Genomic DNA, 18,803 nt, shown 5'->3' on the forward strand with positions numbered 1-18,803 from the left:
CACTAAGTCCCTGACTTGCGACGCTCTTCCAAAAGGTTCGTTAACCAACCCGGGTCCATCTGCGGAACAGACGAAAGAAGCAAATCAGTGTATTCCGGATATGGAGGCTCCAACACCTTGCTTTTTAAGCCTTGTTCAATAACTTCGCCTTGATACATCACTACTATTTCGTCTGAAATGGCTTGCACTACCGCAATATCGTGGGTGATGAATAAGTAGGATATGTTGAATTCTCTCTGTAGTTTCAGAAGTAACTTTAGAATTCCTTCCTGAACAATCTGGTCGAGTGCCGATGTTACTTCATCGCAAATGATAAGTTCAGGTTCCGCTGCGAGTGCGCGCGCGATGCACACCCGTTGTTTCTGCCCGCCGGACAATTCAGATGGCAAACGGTCAAAGAAGCGCTCATCAAGCTCAATCATTTTCAATAATTCTATGACCCTAGCGTCGCGCTCTGACCCGGTAAGACCAAGATAAAACTCAAGAGGGCGCCCGATGATCTCACCCACGGTCTGACGAGGGTTCATCGCTGTATCTGCCATTTGATAGATCATTTGTATTTTACGAAGCTGTTCCTTTGAACGTTGCTTATGACTTGGAGGCAATTCTTCGCCATTGAACATGACCTTGCCTTTCGACGCCGGCAACAAACCGGTGATGACACGGGCAGTAGTAGATTTGCCAGAACCACTTTCTCCAACTACCGATACAGTCCTGCCCCGGGGTATTTGGATGGACACATTGCTGAGCACCTTTGTCGCTCCATATGCCGCATCGATGTTATTGACGGACAAGATACATTCGCCCCCAGGGTCTTCAGGTTTTTCCAAAGCTCGCACGGACCATAGTGACCGAGTGTACGGCTTTTCTGGCTCGGTCAACATTTTTTGAGTGGGAGCCTCTTCCACCTCTTCACCGTATCGCAGGACCTTTATGACATCTGCCATCTGCGCAACCACGGCCAGATCATGGGTGATGTAGATTGCTGCTGTATGAAATTCATCAACGACTGCTCGCATTGCGGACAAGACTTCGACCTGAGTGGTCACATCAAGCGCAGTAGTAGGTTCGTCAAAAATGATCAAATCAGGTCTTGGCGACATCGCCATAGCTGTCATGATCCTTTGCAATTGCCCCCCCGACACCTGGTGCGGGTACCGTTCACCAATAGATTCGGGGTTGGGCAGTTGTAGTCTTTGATACAAGTCCACCGCGTCTGCACGATTTTCTGGTTCAGAGCGATTCACAACACGGTTTGTTGCACGTATCGTTTGATTGATCAGTTTGTGTGCTGGGTTAAATGACGCTGCCGCCGATTGGGCAACATAGGCAATCCGAGTACCCCACAGGGCCCTACTCTGCGCTTTGGTGATACGAGTAAGATCCATTCCATCGAATGTGATTGATCCACCCGTCAATTTACATCCAGGCTGCGTGTATCCCATCGCGGCCTTGCCTAGAGTCGATTTTCCTGCACCACTTTCACCAATCAGACCTAGAACCTCACCACGATGAAGAGAGAGATCAACTCCCTTGATAATTGGATGCCAGGCTTCATCCGAGTGCCCATCAATCCGGACACCTTTCATTTCAAGCAAGAGACTGCCCTTTTCCGTCGAGATACAATTATTTTTCATCACGCAATCCACTTGTTTGATGCAGGAACCAATCAACAATGAAGTTCACCGCGACAGTAAGAAGGGCGATCGCGGCAGCGGGCAAAAGGGGTGTAACAGCTGCCTTTAGATCATACTTGGCAAATTGGATTAAAGATGCGTTCTCTCGTACCATAGAGCCCCAGTCTGCCGTCGGAGGTTGGATACCAACTCCAAGAAAACTAAGAGCAGCGATCATCAAAAATACAAAACAAAATCGAATGCCGAATTCTGCTACAAGTGGCGGCATAATGTTTGGTAGAATTTCCCTACGCATAATCCATCCAAGTCCTTCGCCTCTGAGTGCCGCGGCCTCAACGTAGTCCATCACAGCTACGTTGACAGCAACGGCGCGAGTCAATCGGAAAACGCGAGTTGAATCCAACACAGCTATGATCAAGATCAGATTTAAGGCGCTTGATCCAAAAATTGACAACAACATTAAAGCGAAGATCAAAGAAGGAATTGCCATGAGGATGTCCACACAGCGACTGAGGGCTTGATCCAACCAACGGCGATCAATGGCAGCTGCCAACCCCAACCCACCTCCTATTGCAAACGATAATAGTGTAGTGATCAATGCTATTCCCATGCTGTTGCGCGCACCAAAAATCAGTCGAGTGAAAATATCACGCCCAATTTGATCGGTGCCTAACAAATGTTCAACGCTCCAAGGAGCATAAGGTTCCGCAAATACCTGCGCTTCCCCATATGGTGCGATCAAGGGCGCAAGCAAAGCCACACAAAAGTAGCTCAAAACGATGACCATACCGAACCATGCGGTCATTGGGGCCTTTTTGAGGACCAGCCATACACGCTCACTTCGGCTGCGACGCTTGAGGACTTCACCAGCTTCGGCAATTGCTGAATATGTATTGGGATCATGGGTCATCGCGGGTGCAGGAGCCTCGGGTTGGTGACAATGCCGATGATATCGGCCATCAGATTGAGAATTATGTAAGTGGCTGCAAAGATTAGACAGCAAGCCTGCACTACTGGAATATCACGGCTGGTTACCGCATCTACCATCAGTTGGCCTATTCCGGGATAAACAAAGACCACCTCAACAACAACGACGCCAACAACAAGATATGCAAGGTTAAAGGCGACAACAGTCGCTATCGGAGCCCAGGCGTTCGGCAGTGCGTGTTTGAAAATGATTTCGCGCTGGCTGGCTCCTGATAATCGGGCCATTTCAATATAAGGTGAGGCTAGGAGACTGATTATCGCCGCTCTTGTCATGCGCATCATGTGAGCAAGAATAACCAAGCACAGCGTCATCACTGGAAGACTTATCCTGTACAGGCGCTCACCTAGGCTCATCGTCGCATCAACATTCGCCAAGGACGGAAAGACTTGCCAAAGTGATCCAAAAAACAGGATTAAAATATACGCCACAAAGAAATCGGGTGTTGCAATCGTTGTCAGGGTTGCGGCGTTGATGGTTCGATCAAATACCGAATTTCGGTACAAGGCTGTAAGCAATCCCAACATAATCGCCAAAGGTACGGAAATTAGTGCCGTCACACCTGCCAAGAACAAAGTATTCGAAAGCCGTGGTGCAATTAGTTCTGCTACTTCCCTCGCTTGTGTCTGACCGGTGCCCGATCGGCCGGAAAACGATGTACCCAAGTTCCCCTGAAAAATTGCACCAACCCAATTGAAGTAACGAGTAATAGCGGGCTGATCGAGCCCGATTTCCTTTCGAAATGCAGCCACAGTCTCTTCTGTTGCTGCCTGACCCAAGATTGCCTGGCTGAAGTCACCAGGCAGAAGCGACATCCCTCCAAAAATAATGAATGAAACTATCAACAACGTGAATAGGCCTAAGGCTAGCCGCCTTAGAATTGTGGAAACGATCAATTGCACAGCTTGTAGTCCTCTAGGCGTACTTAACGTGAGAATTCGACCTGTAGTCCTCTTTGTACGGTACCAGGCTGTCCATTAGAATTGCGCTAATGTTGACGATATTGAGCGATTTTGTGCTAGATCGCGCAAAAATGTTGAATTTCATCAATGCTAACTGTACTTTTTGCTACATCTTTATTTTCACTTGTTCAGCAGATAATACAGCGGCCACGCAGAGCATAAGTCGGTAATAATTGTGTTTTGCCAGCCGGACGTGTAGATATGCACAGACTCTCGGGACACTTCCTGTAAATTCCCTGATTTGGGGTGGAGGAAGTTTTGATGACGAACGAAGAACGGGACATCCAACGTAAACTGAGAGGGTATTGCCAAGTTATTGACCTGAGCTTGTGACGCATTGGCAGAGGCTGGATCAAGCCGTCATTTCTTCAGTGTAATCGTCCCAGAGGTAGAATGCGTCGGAACGCGCGTGGCGGTATGAGTTTGCGGTGAGTTGATATCGGCGGGGACGGAAGATCAGGTTGATCTGGTCATGCGCAGACAGAAACCTCTGAGCCTGCCGGTGAGACTTGAACTTACCGAATAGCTTCTCTCTTTTGCGAGTCGGTCGATGGGAGACTTCGATCGCGTTGTTGAGACCCTTGTGAGCGCGATGATCCGCGTCCGGTGCCAGCGTGTTGATCGGCTTGATGTAGCTGCGCAATTTGTCGGTGATAACGACCCTGGGTTCGCCAAATTTGCCAACCAACCCTTTGAAAAAGCGCTTTGCGGCTTTGGCGCTTCGACGCGTTTGCACGAGAATGTCGAGCACATCGCCATTTGCGGCGATTGCGCGCCACAGCCAGTGTTTCCTGCCACGGATCATGATCACGACTTCGTCCATGTGCCACTTGTCGTTTGGCCGTGGACGATCACGGCGAATGCAATCTGCAAAGTGCTGACCGAAGCGATTGACCCAAAGCCGAACGGCTTCCCGGCTCACGATCACGCCCCTCGCAGCCAACAGATCCTCGACGTCAGCTGTACTCAACGCAAAGCGATGGTAAGCCCAAACCGCGTAGGCAATGATCTTGCGAGGAAAGCGAAAACCCTTCAGGCGTGGCATGATCGTTGGAATGTTCATTAGCGCGACATAGCTGGATCACTCAGCCTGAACAACTTGGCAATACCCGAATGTCTGGTATGGCGCTGTCCTTGCCATCGTTGGATCTCGAAAGAGTTCCGCCAGCCTGTCGTGTGGTGCGATCTTAGCGACGCACAAAAGCCAGCTTAGCTGGCCTATTGGGGATTAGTTAGAATTTGCCTGACAACACCCTTAGGATAAACCAAAATGACAGTCATTCGGTCAGGGCGCGCGACCCTCTGCAACATTTTTGCCAACCTGATAGCAATGTAGCGAGCAAGGAAAGTGCCTGATCATTACGCCGTCAATTTCGCTCTCGGCTGTGATGGTCTTCGTTGTCGCCCCGGCTGGGATACCGGTGTCAAAGTTACGTTTGGCAAATTCGATAAGTCCACGCAGTTCACCCGGTTGATCGGCTGCATATCTGTCTGACCATTTGATTTCATAGGCCCAAGTGGGTTTGAGACGTGCCGGGTCGACTCGGACAAGATCGACTTCCAGATCTGTTCTGCCTTTTTTCCAGCGCGCATAGTGTAAGTTCTTCATTAGGTTTGAATGAAACCACTGCGAGAAAATCGCCGTTTCCGCCATCGCGCCCATGGCATCATCCCCGTCCGAGATTTGAGCAAATAGGGCCGAACGCATTGATGGGTTCGTCAGGTAGACCTTGAAATTGCGCATCCGTTGGAATGTTTTACCGGTGTCGTCAACGCGTCGGACACGTACGATCAGAAAGGCAGCCTCAAGGTAGTCGAGGTATTTTGTGATCGTGTTCTTGGCAACGCCCGAGCTTTGCGCCAAACCATCCAGACTAACTTCCTGACCGGTGTGATAAGCCAAGGTTGTGAAAAGTCGGTTCAACTCCTGAATGTCTTGAATGCCATAAAGGCTGGGCAAATCGCGCAGCAGAACTTTGTCGATGATATCGCGGCCAAGGAAGCGCTGAACATCGGCCTGAATTGTTTCGTTCAAAACCGCCTCTGGATAGCCCCCAAAGTTCAGGTAGTGGATGAACTCTTCATTCAACCTTGCAATGTTCGGCGTGGAAAACCGCAGGGTCTCTCCAAGCGGGGCGGCCTTGATCAGATTGTCTTCCAATTCCCTAAACGCAAGAAACTCCGCGAATGTCAGTGGAGGGAGGAAAAAGTCAGTAAAGCGCCCCGCGCCCGATTCCTCGCTTTTCAGTCGCAGCGCGGCCGCTGCAGACCCGGAAGCAATGAATCTGGTGTTCGGATGTTGGTCGGTAAGCACCTTTAGGTGGACCTCCCAATCCTTCAGGTACTGTATCTCGTCGAAAACAATGATCCGCTTTTGTTGCGCGTTGTGACCTGTTTCCTCTTCGAACAGGTCGATCAGGCGTGACAGTGGCATGCCGCTGTAAAGTGGCGTGTCGATGGAAACAAACAGAATATTCTGACCGTTAAACCCTTCGGTGGTGGCCTGCTCAATCAATTGGCGCAGCATGACTGTCTTGCCAACTCTGCGCGGCCCCATCAGGATGGTCGAGCGGCGCACGGACCAATCCAGAGCGAGCGCCGAGAAGGGGCCGAAATAGGCGCGTTTCTTCTCGGTCGGGCTTTGAGACACCTTGTAAGAAGCGTCCCACCACGGGTTATCTCGGCGAAGACTTTTGAGAACGTCTGTTTTTGCAATTTCAAGCATGTCGCGCTAATATCAATCCATTGATGCTAAGTCAACATAGCCCATCAAAGCGCTGATAAAACAACGAATTTTTTGTCGCAATAACGATGTGCGCAATGCAGACGGGATGCCTCGGTTGCTTAGCAACACCGCGCAGTCTCTTCAATACGTGCACGCTGAGATGAACGACTGCCATCAATACTGACGGGACCCGCGCGTGCCGCACGGTTCACATATATCATTAGACAGGGCAGGGACTCGACGCGCTGAAGCGCGCTCACCCCGGCCCAGGCATTCTTTCATCTGGTGATGGCAGACCGCAGGGCGGTCTGCTGTACTTGTTTTCCCCGGGCGTCAGGGGGCCGAAAATCTCTCGTATCTGATCCGGTCCAGGGGGAAGGCGCAGAGAGAGACCCGCACCAGGGGCGCGGCTCGCATTTCTCGTTTTTATACGCCTCAAGCAGAAATCGTGAACATCCCGGTTCCTCCCACGCGTGCCGCGCGGGTCCCTCCCAAATCTCCCCAATTTCAGCCTGACCCCCAGTCCTCAGATCAGAAACGGATCTTTTCCATCGGCCCCCCTCCTTTCCGGGGAAAAACGCGGAGGGGTGTGGGTGTCGATGGCAGTCCAGCAGGCCGTTTCCTTGGCCTGCTGTGTTCAAACGAAATCACACGCGGATAGGTCGGGCGCAGATCGGCCACCGCATTACCACGAAAGAGAGGTCTACAATGGCTACTCAGATTGCAGAAACACCCATGACGCAGTCGCAGGTTTGCGCGCGGCTGGCAGAACAGAATGACGCTTTCCGTCGCCGTGAACCCGCTGGCGGCAGCGGCCAGTGGGTTTTTACTTCGGCAATTGATGATGAAGGGCCGGAATTCTTGAAGGCCTGCCTTGAGGCCGTCGCAGGTTACGACGGGTTCACCGAGGAAAACGATCCCTACGGGACCCATGAGATGGGGTTCATGGAGGCGCAGGGCAAAAAGGTCTGGTGGAAAATCGACCTCTACAACCTCACCTATGATGGCGGTGCGGAAAACCCGACCTCACTGGCCGATACCCGCCGCGTCCTGACCATCCTGTTCCCCACCGATTACTGAGTTCAGTCCCACCCGATGGCGGGGCTGATCGCGCAACCCGCGCACGAAAGGAGGTGAGCACATGAACCCATACACCCTAGCGCGTCAACGCAAGTTGGCTTGGAAGAACCTCAAGAAGGGCGGCCTATCCGGCAAGATTGCCCGCGCCTTCTTGAAGAAACACGCAGCCGCCTAAGCGGCCTCGCTTCAGCCCTACGGGGCTGGGGCACCCATACCACAAATCTTCACACTGAGAAAAGGGTTACCCCTATGACCAAGCAAACACAGATCACCGCAACCGAGGCCCGCTTTCCGCTGGCATCACTGTCGCTTTCCCCAATGAACCCACGCCAGACCGTGCCGGAGGGTGAGATTGTCGAACTGGCCAAGTCCATCTGGACCGCTGGCCTGATACAAAGCCTTGCCGGTTTGGCCGACGACAAAGGCGGCGCTGAAATCGTCGCCGGTGGCCGACGCCTGCGCGCGCTGCAACATCTGGCTGAGAAGCATCCGAACCTTGCCAGCATCCGCCCGGAACTGGCGAACCCATTGGTGATGATCGCGCCGGATGTGGAAACTGCTCAGACATGGGCAACCGCCGAGAACATCAGCCGCAAAGACCTGTCACCCGCTGATGAAATCCGCGCCTATGGTGCGATGGACAAGGCGGGTGCGCCTGTTTCCGGCATCGCCCGCGCCTTTGCCGTGACCGAGGCCCATGTCTACAAGCGCCTGAAACTGGCGAGCCTGCCGGAACAGGTGATCGCCGCGCTTGCCGCTAAGGAGATCAATCTTGGTGAAGCGGCAGCTTTCACCATCTGCGACGATACTGACCTGATTATGGAAGTGCTGGAACAAGCCCGGAAAGGCTACCTGTCCGAATACCAGATCAAGACCATGCTGAAACCGGATAGCGTCAGCGCAACAGATCGGCGCGCCAAATATGTTGGTCTGGATGCCTACAAAGAAGCCGGTGGTCGTGTCTCCGCCGACCTCTTTGCCGAAAAGACGTTGCTGGACGATGAGGCAATTCTCGACCAGTGCTTTGTCGACAAGCTGACCATTGCTGCGCGCACCATGCGCCAAGAGCAGGGCTGGAAATGGGCTGATGTTGTCAATGACAGCCATTTCGGCGGTTATGATATCGACCAAATGAAATGCGCCCGCATCTATGCCGAACCGGGTGACCTGACCGAGGAACAGGCCACACGCTATGACGAACTGGCCGAGCTTGCGGAAGGTGATGTATTGGACGCCGCAGGCGAGGGTGAATTGCAGGTTCTGCAAACTATCGTAGATGGCTCTTTTTCAGACGTTCAGAAAGACTGTGCCGGGATCGTCCTCTATGTCAGCAATTCCGGTGAATTGATCGTGATCGAGGGGCTGGTCAATCCGGAGAACAAAAGCGCCGCGGTCGCGGCAGGCGTGCTGAAAGCCTCGAAGCACAAGGAGGATGTTAGTAACGCCGATGCGCCCGCAAAACCGCGCATGTCGCAGGCTTTGCAGGACGACCTCGCCCGAGTGGTCACCGGTGCGCGGCAACATGCGGCGATCAATAATCCTGATCTGATCCTTGCTTTGCTGGCGTTTCAGGTTTCGGGCGGTGCGCGCTATGGCAATCCCATCGGACTGAGTGAGACGGATGTACCGAACTGGCCGACGACGAAGGAGGCGGGCTATGCGCTGGATGCGCGGCTGACAACGCCAACTGAATGGGAGGGTGATGCTTTTGACCGTGATCTGGTGAAGGCGTTCCGGGCCTTCCGCAAGAAAGGTGCCGACCACGTGCAGGCTGAGTTGATCCGGCATCTGGCGGGCCTGTTGAGCGGCGGCGACGAGGTGCTGAAAGCGATGATCGACAAGGAGGTCAAGACCGACATTCGCGCGGTCTGGACACCATCTTTCGATAACTTCTTCAGCCGCATCGCAGGGCCCTACCTCAATGAGATTTGGCGCTCTGTTCTGGGATTGAAAGCGGGCATCGTCCAGATGAACAGTTTCGAGAGCCTCAAGGTGGGCGAGAAGCGCAAGAAACTGGATGCGCTGTTCAACGATCCCGACACCCGCGCAGCCATGCAACTGAGCAAAGCCGCGCAGAAGCGGATCGCCACATGGGTGCCCGAGGGCATGGTCTGATCAAAGCGGGCAGGGCGCGCAAGCGCCCTGCCATACCGGGCTGATCGGAAAAAGAGAGGTTTGGCCATAGAGGCGTATGGTGCAATTAAAATACGGCAGTCAGCTGCACGCTCGCTTACGCTGATCACCAACACCGTCAAAGAGTTTCGCCGGGTTGAACATCTGCAATATGAGGACAGGCAATCATGACCAAAGCCACGACCCCAACGACAAGTGAGAGCACAATTCGCCGCGTCTGGAAGTCCGCGCAGATGTATATCGCGTTTCACAAGGACCAGAAAAAACGCCAGCGCGATGAGCCCAAGCTTTGGCCGCCCAAGAATGGTAGCGCGTCAATCCACGGCGATCCCGCCGAGCAAGAAGTCATCGTTGTCGTCAAAGCCGCAGAGTCTGAGGACACTCAGGATGTGCAAATCAAACTTCACCCCAATCGGATTGTTGTGCGCCGGGATGAGGAAAGCCGGTGGCAGGGGGTGGCGGTTGATGATCATTCCGTAACCGTTCGCATGGCTGACGGCACTATCATTGAGGTGCGGCATGACGGTTCCGTCAAACGTCGGTCCGCTGACGATGAAACCCACGTTGAAGCAGACGGAAGCATTTTCAAATGGACGGAGTATGCAGAGTCTCACATGACCGGCGACGGGATCGAGATGAGCCGCCGGACCGAGGATCGGATTGCCTCGATCACATATGACGGTGTTGTCGATCGGGCGCGTAAGCGGTAGCATAGAACCAATACCTAAAGACTTTCCTTCGGTTAAACTCTTGGCCCGCTTCGGTGGGCCTTTCTTTTGCCGATGTCCTGGCGTCGAAACTCTCAAGTTGTCCCTTGGCACCCAGGGCCTGCGCCCCGCGTGCCGACGCGACTGGTCGCTTCGCTTTGACGACCGCTACCGCGGCCGGCGCAGGTCGGACCCGTGATGCCTGGATTAGCCCGGCCCACCGCCTCCGCGGACAGGAAAGGGCGACTTGCACCGCGAACGCAATCGTCGTCCTGCAAGTGTTCTCGGTTCGGGACGTCCACCAACTTTCGGGTCGGAGCGACGTGCCTGTGGCCGATCTCCATGATTTCGCCGATACCCATCGAGAAACATTGGTCAGCTATCCCGCGCGCAGCAGCCCCGGTAAATTTTGCCTTTTCACTGGCCTGGCAGGATCGGTTCCGTAGCCGGGGATGATCCTCGTTGCCCGTGTTTCTTCAAGATGAACATATGCGAGCAGTCAGGAATGGCGCTCATGATCTGGGAACAGATCAGGAGCTTCAACGACTTTTTTCCGCCGTCGGGCAGGCCCGACTTTGCATCGCGAGGCAAAATAGCCGCTGACATCCCTTTAGTGCCCGCAACAGCCATGTTCATCGAAACACGTCATAGCGAGGATCAAACAATGGCTACTCAAAACATCACCCTCAAAGTCAAAACCGGCGAAAAAGACGGCAAGACCTACTGGGACCGCTGCGGGGTTCTTTTTGTTCACACCGACGAGCAAACGGGCGAAATCAAGTCGATTAGTGTGAAACACAATATGTTCCCCGGCGTCGAAATGGTGGCCTTCCCGAAACGGGACGACAATGACCCCGTCACGGAATGACAGGAGGGCAGGGCGGCACAAGTCGCCCTTTCCTTTGCTCCGGCTCCTGGCCGGGTTGGGCGCGCGAATAGCTGCGCCTCGCTTTGATCTGGCCTGGCCATAGTATCCTGCCACAGGGGGACCGGCGGTTTTTCAGTTCCGGCAATCTCAACCTTGGGCGAGATTGGCCTAATTGTAGCAGGCCGTAAGCAGAGACACCAAATATCTCAGCGTCAGCCAGCGCGTAAACCTCGGCCAGTGGTGCCTGACCGCCTGCGTGACTGGGAGTTTTGTGCAGACCGAACAAATCTGGATCAGTGTACTTGTTCGCGCTGCATCGTTGTTCGGATCATCTTGGCAATTTCTTTATCGTTTTCCAACATGACTTGCCGGAACAGACTTCCGATGTTGACACTCGCTCTTAACGGTTGCGGCACGCCAGCCAGCAAATCCAGCAACTCATTTTCGACCGCGCTGCCTGTTGGAGGCGAAATCTGAAACCGGAGCGGGGTGTGATTGGTCTTTGGTTCTTTGGTGGTCGTTTTGCGTTTGCTCATTTTGCGTTCCCATTCAGGTTGTTTCGGATCATCTCGGCGATTTCTGCATCGTTGTCCTGAAGGACCTCTTTGAAGAACGCCCCAAGGTTAAAGTTTTTCTGGAAGGCTGCAGGTATGTTGCTGCGGACCTCTTCCAGCGCTGCTGCAATCTCACTGCCGTCTGATGTGGATATCTGAACCCTGATCGGTTGCCCTGCAGTGCTCGGCCCTTCGGACTGGGCAGGTACCTCTTGCCTTAGCTTAGCCGTGACTGGTTTAGACTTTTTGGGTTTTGCGGACGATGCCTTGTCTGCCAACGGTTCAGTCTTCGCCTGCTTAGCGGGTTCGGGCTTTCGTTCCGCCGTAGGTTCGGTTTGTTCTCGCTTGCTCAGATCCGTCACGGTTGGCGCGATCTCGGATGCGGACCCTGCAAGCAGGCTGTCTATGTTCTTAGGCCGGGACATGCTGGACCTCGCTTTCCTTGAGGGCATTCAGCACGAAGTCAGCATTGCTCAGCGCCTTCCTGCAGCGATCCGCCATGCGGCGCGCATTCGACCTTGCCGTTTGTGTCTCAGCCTGTTCCGTCGCTTCCTCGGCAAAGCCCATCAACCGCCCAATCGTTGTCCCTGTGCGAAACGCGTCATCCATGGCGGCTGTGTCGGCAATACCGCCAACACAGCGGAACCGCTTTTCCAGAGCTTGCTTGCCTTTGAGAATACCGGATGACTGCGCGATAGATTGCCGGGTGAAGACGATCCGGAACTTGTCCTGCGGATCAGCCGTGCTGCCGATCTGCTTCAATGCGGCTTCGCATGACCTGAAAGTCACCATGATCGGATTGTACTCCGCCGAAGACCCATCAGACGGGCACAACACCATGTCTGCGACAGCCATTGTCACGGCGGCCGTCATGCTGGGTTCGCCTTTGGTGTCGATCAGCAGATAGTCAAAGCCCCCGGCCTTTTCGGCTTCAAGAATGTGGTCATAAGCCAGTCGGGCGTTCTCAGCATCATCCTTGGAAAACTGCCCGGCCTCGATCAGAAGTTCATCGGCGGGGATCGGGTCCAGCCCGTTTTTCGGATTCAACCATTCCGAGAGTGTACCTTGTGAATCCAGGTCGAGGACACGCACCCGTTTTCCCTGATGGTGCAAGGCGGAGGCAAAGGCGACGAGCATGGAAGATTTCCCAGCCCCGCCCTTGGAGTTTACAGCGGCATAGATTTTCAATTTGGTCTCCGGGTCTGCGCCCGAAAGCCAAGCCGCGCGGCGGCTTGCCATAACCGGGCCTACGATTTCAAACTATCGCGCGACCCGGCACCCGCGCTGAGAGAAAGGCTATTGCTTTTCAAAGCAATCATCAACCGTCAACTATCAGAAAGGCCAAAAGACTATTGTCAGCAGACGTTTGCCATCCGGCGAACGGCACAACATCCACTGGCATATGGCATCTACAAGAAGGCGGATACCACTCGCGACAAGCCGGATGCCTTCAGCCACATGGCGATCTCTTGCCGGTGGTTGGCGCGCGGCAGCGGCCATGCGTCAAAACGAGAACAGCAGGCGACAAACGATGGTGCCTCCCACTACAGCCCGTCTACATCATATGCTTGTTTTGCGGGATAATACAGATTGTGCTATCGACAATCTGTTAGACTTGCAGTCGGCCATCACTTCAACTTACACTTGAATCTACCAACGCGCGGTCTGCCGGGGCCTCGCACGATTTCTGATCGTGGAGAACCGCCCCGATGCCAACCGGCCAAACTAAATCTGTCACCACCACCATGCGGTTTGATGAGGACGAATTGGCGTTCCTCAAGCAGCGCAGTCAAGCGATGCAACTCCGCAGTGTAACCGGGTTGGTGCGCGTCTGCCTGCGCGTGGCCTTCGGAATCCCGACCAAAGAAGAGTTCAGGACCCAGCGGTTCGAAGCACATCTGGTTCAGTTGGTGCGCATGGCAAACACCCTCAACCAGATGACACGTGACGCTCATGCCGGAAAGTTTCGGCTCAGCAAACGCTCCGAAGATCAGATCGAGGCGATGAAGGCTGAGATCCGCGAATTGCGTCGCTTGTTCGAAGAGTACTCCGATGCCGCCCGCGAGCGATCCTTTACACGCGCACTTGAGATTGAGCGGCGGGCCGAGAAGCGGCGGGCAGCGCGGGTGCCCCCCAAATCGAAGGCCAGGGGATGAGCAGCCTGACCACTGCATATGACCCGGCCTGGGATGCCTTGTTTGGTGAGTTTCAACTCATTCCGAACCTAAAACCGCGGCCTGGTCAAAACCCCACGCGATCGGGACAGCGTCCAGCGCAACGACAGAGAGTGTCGGGCGGGCCGACCGGGATGATCGCCAACGCTTTGATGACCCATCAGGCGGTGGTTAAAGTTGTGCGCAGTGGCGGTGTCACGGCATCCGGCCGTCTGGGTGGTCAGCTGTCCTATATCACCCGCAAAGGCACCGTTGAGATGGAGCGCGGCGACACCGGCGAGCTGACGCATGGGATGGAAGCGCTGCACGATGTCCAGGACGAGTGGGCAAAAGACTGGGCCCGAATGGATACGCGCACGACAAGTTACACCTATCACGTGATCCTGTCTTACCCGAAAGGCACAGACCGAGAAGCCGCAAAGCAGGCCGCGCGCAGTTTTGCCGAACGGCTGACAAACGGTGAGTATGGCGACCGCTACAAATACGTCATGGCGCATCACGATGACACCGGCCATCCACATACCCATCTGGTCATCAGCAGGGCAGGGGCGTTGGGGAGGACCCTCCAGTTGAGCCGGTACGGCATTACGCCCCAGGATCTGCGCGAGCTGCAAGCCGATACTGCGCGGGACGTTGGCATTGTCCTGACCGCCACCAGCAGATTCAGCCGCAATCTGCGCCCCGACCGCGAATCCAGCGCCCGCGTTCATGCGCGGCGTGATGGTCGGGATCTGCGCGAGCGGCCGGCACCGGACCGGCGCAGCGGGTTTCCGTTCTTTGGCGTCGGGCGGCAGCAGCCGGTCGCACCTGACCAGCTTCAGTTGATGAAACATCAGCGGAACGCAGGTTATGTCGCTCTGGGCAAAACCCTTCGGTCGCATCAGGCCGGCGTCGAACAGGGCATTTTCACTACGCATTACTCAGGGCGGGCCGAGACCCTGGGCTCCTTAGCAACGGCTGTTCTCGGCGCAGCCAAAATCCTGTTGCCGGACGGGGTTCTTGAGAAAGAGGACATCGACATGAATGCTCAAGTCGACAAACAATTAGATCCGGCACAAGCTTCGGCCATTGACGGTGAGATCAAAGCCATTGGCAGTGACATCCGCAGCTTTATCCAGGGCATGACGGACAAGGCCGATGCCATGGAGGATGATGACAAGCGCAGCCAGACAGAGGCGGCGATTTCCCGCGTCCTGCGCGACTACGAACCGTTGATGGATGACGAGACCAGGACGTTCTTTGGCAAGCGCCTGGAACGGGACGAAGACATCGAGGTTGGCCGCGATGACAGTGATCCGACACGCCAGCGCCGGGCTGCGGAACGCGATGCGGTAGATCCGAAACGGACGCAAGCGCTTGGTCAGGAACGCACTCCCTCGGATCGTCAGGGACGGCCACCTGCGGATGATCTGCGCGGATTAGAAACCAAGGCTGTGCTGCAAGACGCAGACCGACAAGTGGCAGAACGGTTCGAAGCAATGGGCATCAACGGGGATCTAGTATTGTCTCGCATCCGCAATGGCGCCGATGTGGACCGCCAGACCCGCGAGAACTGGTTCGAACGGGACGTGCGGACCTTGGCAAATGCGCATTCGCTGAGTGAGAGCCAGGCCCGTACCGATATGAAGGCAGCATACCAAAACGCGGCTGAAATTTACCGGGATGCCCGTGGCGAGATCCGCGAGATTAACCGCGCCTTTTCCGAGAACAGAGGCGATCAGTATTTGGCGGATCGCGCATCCAGCGAGCTGGACAAAGACATCGCCCGCGAAAAACGCCTTGGGTTCGATAACGCATCCATTGGCGGACGTCTGGGTGAGATTGAGGCCACCGTGGACAAGCGGGTCTATGGTGAAGCCCGCTCTGATGAGACCACCCCACGCATGGAAGGCCAGACGTGGCAGGGATCGGCGCGTCCGGATCTGAAGGCAGGCGTGCGCGGTCAAATTGTGGCAACAGGATCGACACTCTACGACAATGAGGACAAAGACAGTCAGTCGCCTTATGTCGATTTGAAGATCGATGGCCGCGATAAGCCCTATCGGGTTTGGGGCGTTGATCTGCCGGACATGATAGACCGTCAGAACCTCGCAGTGGGCGACACCGCCACGGTTGCTCATAACGGGTTCAAATATGTCACCGTTAAAAAGACCGACAAGGAATCCGGAGAAGAGAAAGAGGTCGAGGTGAAGCGCCGCGCCTGGGTGGCATCTGACATCGAGCGCGCGTCCCGTGAGAACGATCGGTCCGAGGGCCATGCCATGTCGGCCCGCGCGTTTTCGCCAGAAGCGGGCGAGCGGGGGTCCGAACGCGTCGAGCAGATCGCACAGACCGGTGTCACCGGTGTCATCCTGGATGCGAAAGAGGCGCTTGCGCGCCCCGACGATCCCAACAGCAAGTCGTTCCATGTGGATATGAAGGTCGAAGGCAAAGACGACCCGCAGCGGATCTGGGGAACTGCCCTGCAGGACCAGATGACACGCAACAACATAAAGATCGGCGACAAGGTCACCTTTGTCGAAGTGGGCAAAGAAGAAGTCACCCGCTCGCGCAGAAACACCGAAACGGATGAAATGGAACGGGTCAATGTCACCCGGAAAGCCTGGGATGTGAAGAACATTGATCGTCAGATTGATCGTGATCCGGAGGTACAGGAGCGTCTGCGCCGGGAACGGGCGGATCGCGCCAAGGGGGATCGGGGTGTCAGTCGATGAGCCGTCATCTTGAAAGCACATTGCGACGCGTGTTCGGAGAGCAATTGCTCTCCGATCCGCACCTGTCTGAGATTGCCCTGAACCTGGACGGCCGGGTGTGGGTCGAGCGCAGTGGGGAGCCTGCCATGCGCCCGCTTGACGACCCCATGGAAAAAGACGACGCTATTGCGCTTGCGCAGGACCTGGCTGGCGAAAATCCGATATCCAGCAAAACACCGCTGGCGGGTTCGCAGTTTGAAATCGACGGCGCGCTGTGGCGGGCCCAGGTTGCGGTCAAACCTGCCGTCGAGGATGGCGTGGCCTTCGCCCTGCGTCGCGCCGTTGCCAAGGAAATGTCTCTTGATGATTTGATGAAGGGCCTGCCAGACTTGGATGCCAACATGGCGGACCTGAAATCCGGTGTGGACCCGGCTGATGCTGCTGTATTTGATGCCTACGACAATGGTGGTTTTGGTGACTTTCTGCGGGCAGCAGTCAAGGCCAAATGGAACATCCTTTTGTCTGGTGGGACGTCCTCCGGCAAGACCACCTGGTTGCGGGCCTGTCTGGCCGAGGTCGATCCGGTTGAGCGGATCATGACGATCGAGGATGTATTGGAAATTCGGCCGGGACAGCCCAATGCGGTGTCTCTGGTGGTGAATAAAAACGCGACCAGTCGTGATCTGCTGAAGGTCTGCCTACGATTCCGGCCCGAACGGATCATCATGGGGGAGCTGCGCGGGTCTGAGGCCTATGATTTCCTGTCAGCGATTAACTCAGGCCACCCCGGCGGGATAACCACGCTGCATGCCACATCCCCGGACTCCGCTCTGTCACGATTGGCGCTGATGGTTCTGCAGGCGGATACCGGGCTGACTTATTCGGAGATCCTTGAATACTGCCGCTCGATGATCGATGTGATTGTGCAGTTTCGGAAGACCGGGGATCGGAGACGGCCGGTTGCTATCAGGGTATTACGACAGTGGTAATCAGGAAATCAGCAGCGGCTTTACGACTCTCGCTGTCTTAGTTCTCCGACGACAGCACAGGCAAGAGGGATATCGGCCGTTCGTGCTCTGTGTGTCAAAGGAGGAGAGCCCTTTGCGGGCGTTGTTCCAAGTTAACGCGTTCACAATCGCGGCATGATTGGCGGCCCAAACCGGACCTTTGTCCAATCTTCGCCATGCTGCATCGCGGCCCGTCATTGCTGCCGTTCGCTGACAACCCAAAATACGCGGGCGATTTAACGCAGACAGAAACGCCATTCGCACTTTAGTTAGTGTCTAGTTACGGCATCGCGATTGAGTTCGGCTGCGTTAAATTGCGGTTTCAAGGCGCAGGGCGTTGAGCTACCTTTGCTCGAACTCAACCTTGGATGACTGGCACCTGAACCGAAGACGCATGATCAAACGCACAGAACAACATATCATAGATACACTTGCAGTTCGTAGGGTCATGTCTGTGCTTCCGGCAAACTGGCTCCTGCGGTCGCTAGAAGATCGAGACTATGGGATTGATGCCAAGATAGAACTGTTTAATGGCCATGATCCCACCGGCAACTTTTTCTTGATCCAAATTAAAGGACAAGAGAAACCATTCAGCTCCACGTCACCCAAGAAGAGCATTCCAACAAAAACTATCGAGTACGCCTTATTATTCGACGTACCCTTTTTTGTTTTTTTGAACTCCAATGAATCCCAGAAGACCAAATTTGTCTGGCTTCAGCGATATGTTGAGCTGGTCTTGAATCAAGAAAATCCAAATTGGCGAAGTAAAAAGAGCGTCACCATCAAATTTCCGGAAATCAATGACCTTGTCGATAACAAGCAAAAGATAGAAATGTGCGTCCGAACTGAGGCGCTAAGAGCCTTCGGCCTCAGGTTTCTGGGTGACTACCATTGGCTTGAACTGTGTCACAAAGAATCTATGCAACCTCCTGACTTAGAAAATATGCTTCTTTCAGTGAAAAGAATGTTGAAGCTCCCAGAGATATTCTTTGACGAGTATAAAGTCAGTTTTGCTGTGGACGACAGTATACATGAATTTGACCTGACAGAAATGCACGCGCAGCTGGAAATGGCTGTAGGTGGTTGCTTCACCAGTCAGTTCAGAACATTCATAGAGCATCAAGTAATGCATCTAGACGATATTAGAACAAGTTTTCTAACGCGTAATGACGCCGACGACTTCCTACTTGCGCACGGAGGGGACGAAAACATTCCTTACTGAAATCAACTGTAAAGGAATACTTGGACAGAAATAGTCACAAACTGCGAGCGGCCATA

The 18,803-nt window shown here is 54.6% G+C and carries 16 protein-coding genes; 8 read left to right on the forward strand and 8 right to left on the reverse strand.

Annotated elements, in window-relative coordinates:
* Positions 1-2 precede the first annotated feature (2 nt).
* The 5 genes from D9K61_RS13130 to D9K61_RS13150 form a co-directional block, all read right to left on the reverse strand.
* A complete protein-coding gene (locus D9K61_RS13130) occupies positions 3-1,637 on the reverse strand; it encodes an ABC transporter ATP-binding protein (protein WP_174235100.1) in 1,635 nt (544 codons plus the stop codon).
* Complete coding sequence (locus D9K61_RS13135; RefSeq protein WP_120633674.1) at positions 1,627-2,547, reverse strand: ABC transporter permease; 921 nt, start codon at positions 2,545-2,547, stop codon at positions 1,627-1,629. Before D9K61_RS13135 ends, D9K61_RS13130 begins: the two co-directional genes overlap by 11 nt.
* Entirely contained in the window at positions 2,544-3,524 is a 981-nt protein-coding gene (locus tag D9K61_RS13140) for an ABC transporter permease (protein ID WP_120633675.1), read from the reverse strand. Before D9K61_RS13140 ends, D9K61_RS13135 begins: the two co-directional genes overlap by 4 nt.
* A 412-nt stretch (positions 3,525-3,936) precedes the next feature.
* On the reverse strand, positions 3,937-4,647 hold the full coding sequence (locus D9K61_RS13145) for an IS6 family transposase (protein ID WP_120633676.1): 711 nt from the start codon (positions 4,645-4,647) through the stop codon (positions 3,937-3,939).
* A gap of 222 nt (positions 4,648-4,869) precedes the next feature.
* On the reverse strand, positions 4,870-6,309 hold the full coding sequence (locus D9K61_RS13150; protein WP_120633677.1) for an ATP-binding protein: 1,440 nt from the start codon (positions 6,307-6,309) through the stop codon (positions 4,870-4,872).
* 708 nt (positions 6,310-7,017) lie between these two features.
* Between D9K61_RS13150 and D9K61_RS13155 the strand changes: the two genes are divergently transcribed.
* From D9K61_RS13155 to D9K61_RS13175, 4 genes are all read left to right on the forward strand, one after another.
* Positions 7,018-7,389 (forward strand): DUF3768 domain-containing protein, encoded by a 372-nt coding sequence (locus D9K61_RS13155; RefSeq protein ID WP_120633678.1) that lies wholly within the window; start codon positions 7,018-7,020, stop codon positions 7,387-7,389.
* Between the two features lie 249 nt (positions 7,390-7,638).
* Positions 7,639-9,504 carry a ParB/RepB/Spo0J family partition protein gene (locus tag D9K61_RS13160; RefSeq protein ID WP_120633679.1) on the forward strand — a complete coding sequence of 622 codons (1,866 nt, stop codon included), beginning with the start codon at positions 7,639-7,641 and terminating at the stop codon, positions 9,502-9,504.
* Positions 9,505-9,689: 185 nt separating this feature from the next.
* Complete coding sequence (locus tag D9K61_RS13165) at positions 9,690-10,232, forward strand: hypothetical protein (protein WP_120633680.1); 543 nt, start codon at positions 9,690-9,692, stop codon at positions 10,230-10,232.
* Positions 10,233-10,734: 502 nt separating this feature from the next.
* Positions 10,735-11,097: a hypothetical protein gene (locus tag D9K61_RS13175; protein ID WP_120633682.1), complete on the forward strand. Its 363-nt coding sequence runs from the start codon at positions 10,735-10,737 to the stop codon at positions 11,095-11,097.
* Positions 11,098-11,390: 293 nt separating this feature from the next.
* On the opposite strand, the gene D9K61_RS13180 is transcribed toward D9K61_RS13175, so the two are convergent.
* From D9K61_RS13180 to D9K61_RS13190, 3 genes are read right to left on the reverse strand one after another with little or no spacing between them, the layout of a single operon-like run.
* A complete protein-coding gene (locus tag D9K61_RS13180; RefSeq protein ID WP_120633683.1) occupies positions 11,391-11,633 on the reverse strand; it encodes a hypothetical protein in 243 nt (80 codons plus the stop codon).
* Positions 11,630-12,076 (reverse strand): hypothetical protein, encoded by a 447-nt coding sequence (locus D9K61_RS13185; protein WP_120633684.1) that lies wholly within the window; start codon positions 12,074-12,076, stop codon positions 11,630-11,632. The genes D9K61_RS13180 and D9K61_RS13185 overlap by 4 nt, the downstream gene beginning before the upstream one ends.
* Positions 12,063-12,890: a ParA family protein gene (locus D9K61_RS13190; protein WP_120633685.1), complete on the reverse strand. Its 828-nt coding sequence runs from the start codon at positions 12,888-12,890 to the stop codon at positions 12,063-12,065. Before D9K61_RS13190 ends, D9K61_RS13185 begins: the two co-directional genes overlap by 14 nt.
* Positions 12,891-13,360: 470 nt before the next feature.
* Here D9K61_RS13190 and mobC point away from each other — a divergent pair, with 470 nt between their 5' ends.
* The 4 genes from mobC (at position 13,361) to D9K61_RS13215 (ending at position 18,747) form a co-directional block, all read left to right on the forward strand.
* The gene (gene mobC / locus D9K61_RS13200; protein ID WP_120633687.1) at positions 13,361-13,807 is read left to right on the forward strand and encodes a plasmid mobilization relaxosome protein MobC; all 447 of its coding nucleotides are present in this window, start codon (positions 13,361-13,363) and stop codon (positions 13,805-13,807) included.
* Positions 13,804-16,539, forward strand: a complete 2,736-nt coding sequence (locus D9K61_RS13205; RefSeq protein WP_120633688.1) for a relaxase/mobilization nuclease domain-containing protein — start codon at positions 13,804-13,806, stop codon at positions 16,537-16,539. The genes mobC and D9K61_RS13205 overlap by 4 nt, the downstream gene beginning before the upstream one ends.
* Positions 16,536-17,507 (forward strand): ATPase, T2SS/T4P/T4SS family, encoded by a 972-nt coding sequence (locus D9K61_RS13210; RefSeq protein WP_120633689.1) that lies wholly within the window; start codon positions 16,536-16,538, stop codon positions 17,505-17,507. Before D9K61_RS13205 ends, D9K61_RS13210 begins: the two co-directional genes overlap by 4 nt.
* 412 nt (positions 17,508-17,919) lie before the next feature.
* Positions 17,920-18,747, forward strand: a complete 828-nt coding sequence (locus tag D9K61_RS13215; RefSeq protein WP_120633690.1) for a DUF4365 domain-containing protein — start codon at positions 17,920-17,922, stop codon at positions 18,745-18,747.
* The last annotated feature ends 56 nt before the right edge of the window (positions 18,748-18,803 follow it).

The sequence above is a fragment of the Ruegeria sp. EL01 genome, from assembly GCF_900313035.1.
In the GTDB taxonomy this organism is placed as follows: Bacteria; Pseudomonadota; Alphaproteobacteria; order Rhodobacterales; family Rhodobacteraceae; genus Ruegeria.

Bases quoted from the DNA above. Each gene is read 5' to 3' on its own strand.
- D9K61_RS13130 (WP_174235100.1), bottom strand. From the start codon at position 1,637: ATGAAAAATAATTGTATCTCGACGGAAAAGGGCAGTCTCTTGCTTGAA.
- D9K61_RS13135 (WP_120633674.1), bottom strand. From the start codon at position 2,547: ATGACCCATGATCCCAATACATATTCAGCAATTGCCGAAGCTGGTGAA.
- D9K61_RS13145 (WP_120633676.1), bottom strand. From the start codon at position 4,647: ATGAACATTCCAACGATCATGCCACGCCTGAAGGGTTTTCGCTTTCCT.
- D9K61_RS13150 (WP_120633677.1), bottom strand. From the start codon at position 6,309: ATGCTTGAAATTGCAAAAACAGACGTTCTCAAAAGTCTTCGCCGAGAT.
- D9K61_RS13155 (WP_120633678.1), top strand. From the start codon at position 7,018: ATGGCTACTCAGATTGCAGAAACACCCATGACGCAGTCGCAGGTTTGC.
- D9K61_RS13160 (WP_120633679.1), top strand. From the start codon at position 7,639: ATGACCAAGCAAACACAGATCACCGCAACCGAGGCCCGCTTTCCGCTG.
- D9K61_RS13165 (WP_120633680.1), top strand. From the start codon at position 9,690: ATGACCAAAGCCACGACCCCAACGACAAGTGAGAGCACAATTCGCCGC.
- D9K61_RS13175 (WP_120633682.1), top strand. From the start codon at position 10,735: ATGGCGCTCATGATCTGGGAACAGATCAGGAGCTTCAACGACTTTTTT.
- D9K61_RS13180 (WP_120633683.1), bottom strand. From the start codon at position 11,633: ATGAGCAAACGCAAAACGACCACCAAAGAACCAAAGACCAATCACACC.
- D9K61_RS13185 (WP_120633684.1), bottom strand. From the start codon at position 12,076: ATGTCCCGGCCTAAGAACATAGACAGCCTGCTTGCAGGGTCCGCATCC.
- D9K61_RS13190 (WP_120633685.1), bottom strand. From the start codon at position 12,890: ATGGCAAGCCGCCGCGCGGCTTGGCTTTCGGGCGCAGACCCGGAGACC.
- mobC (WP_120633687.1), top strand. From the start codon at position 13,361: ATGCCAACCGGCCAAACTAAATCTGTCACCACCACCATGCGGTTTGAT.
- D9K61_RS13205 (WP_120633688.1), top strand. From the start codon at position 13,804: ATGAGCAGCCTGACCACTGCATATGACCCGGCCTGGGATGCCTTGTTT.
- D9K61_RS13210 (WP_120633689.1), top strand. From the start codon at position 16,536: ATGAGCCGTCATCTTGAAAGCACATTGCGACGCGTGTTCGGAGAGCAA.
- D9K61_RS13215 (WP_120633690.1), top strand. From the start codon at position 17,920: ATGATCAAACGCACAGAACAACATATCATAGATACACTTGCAGTTCGT.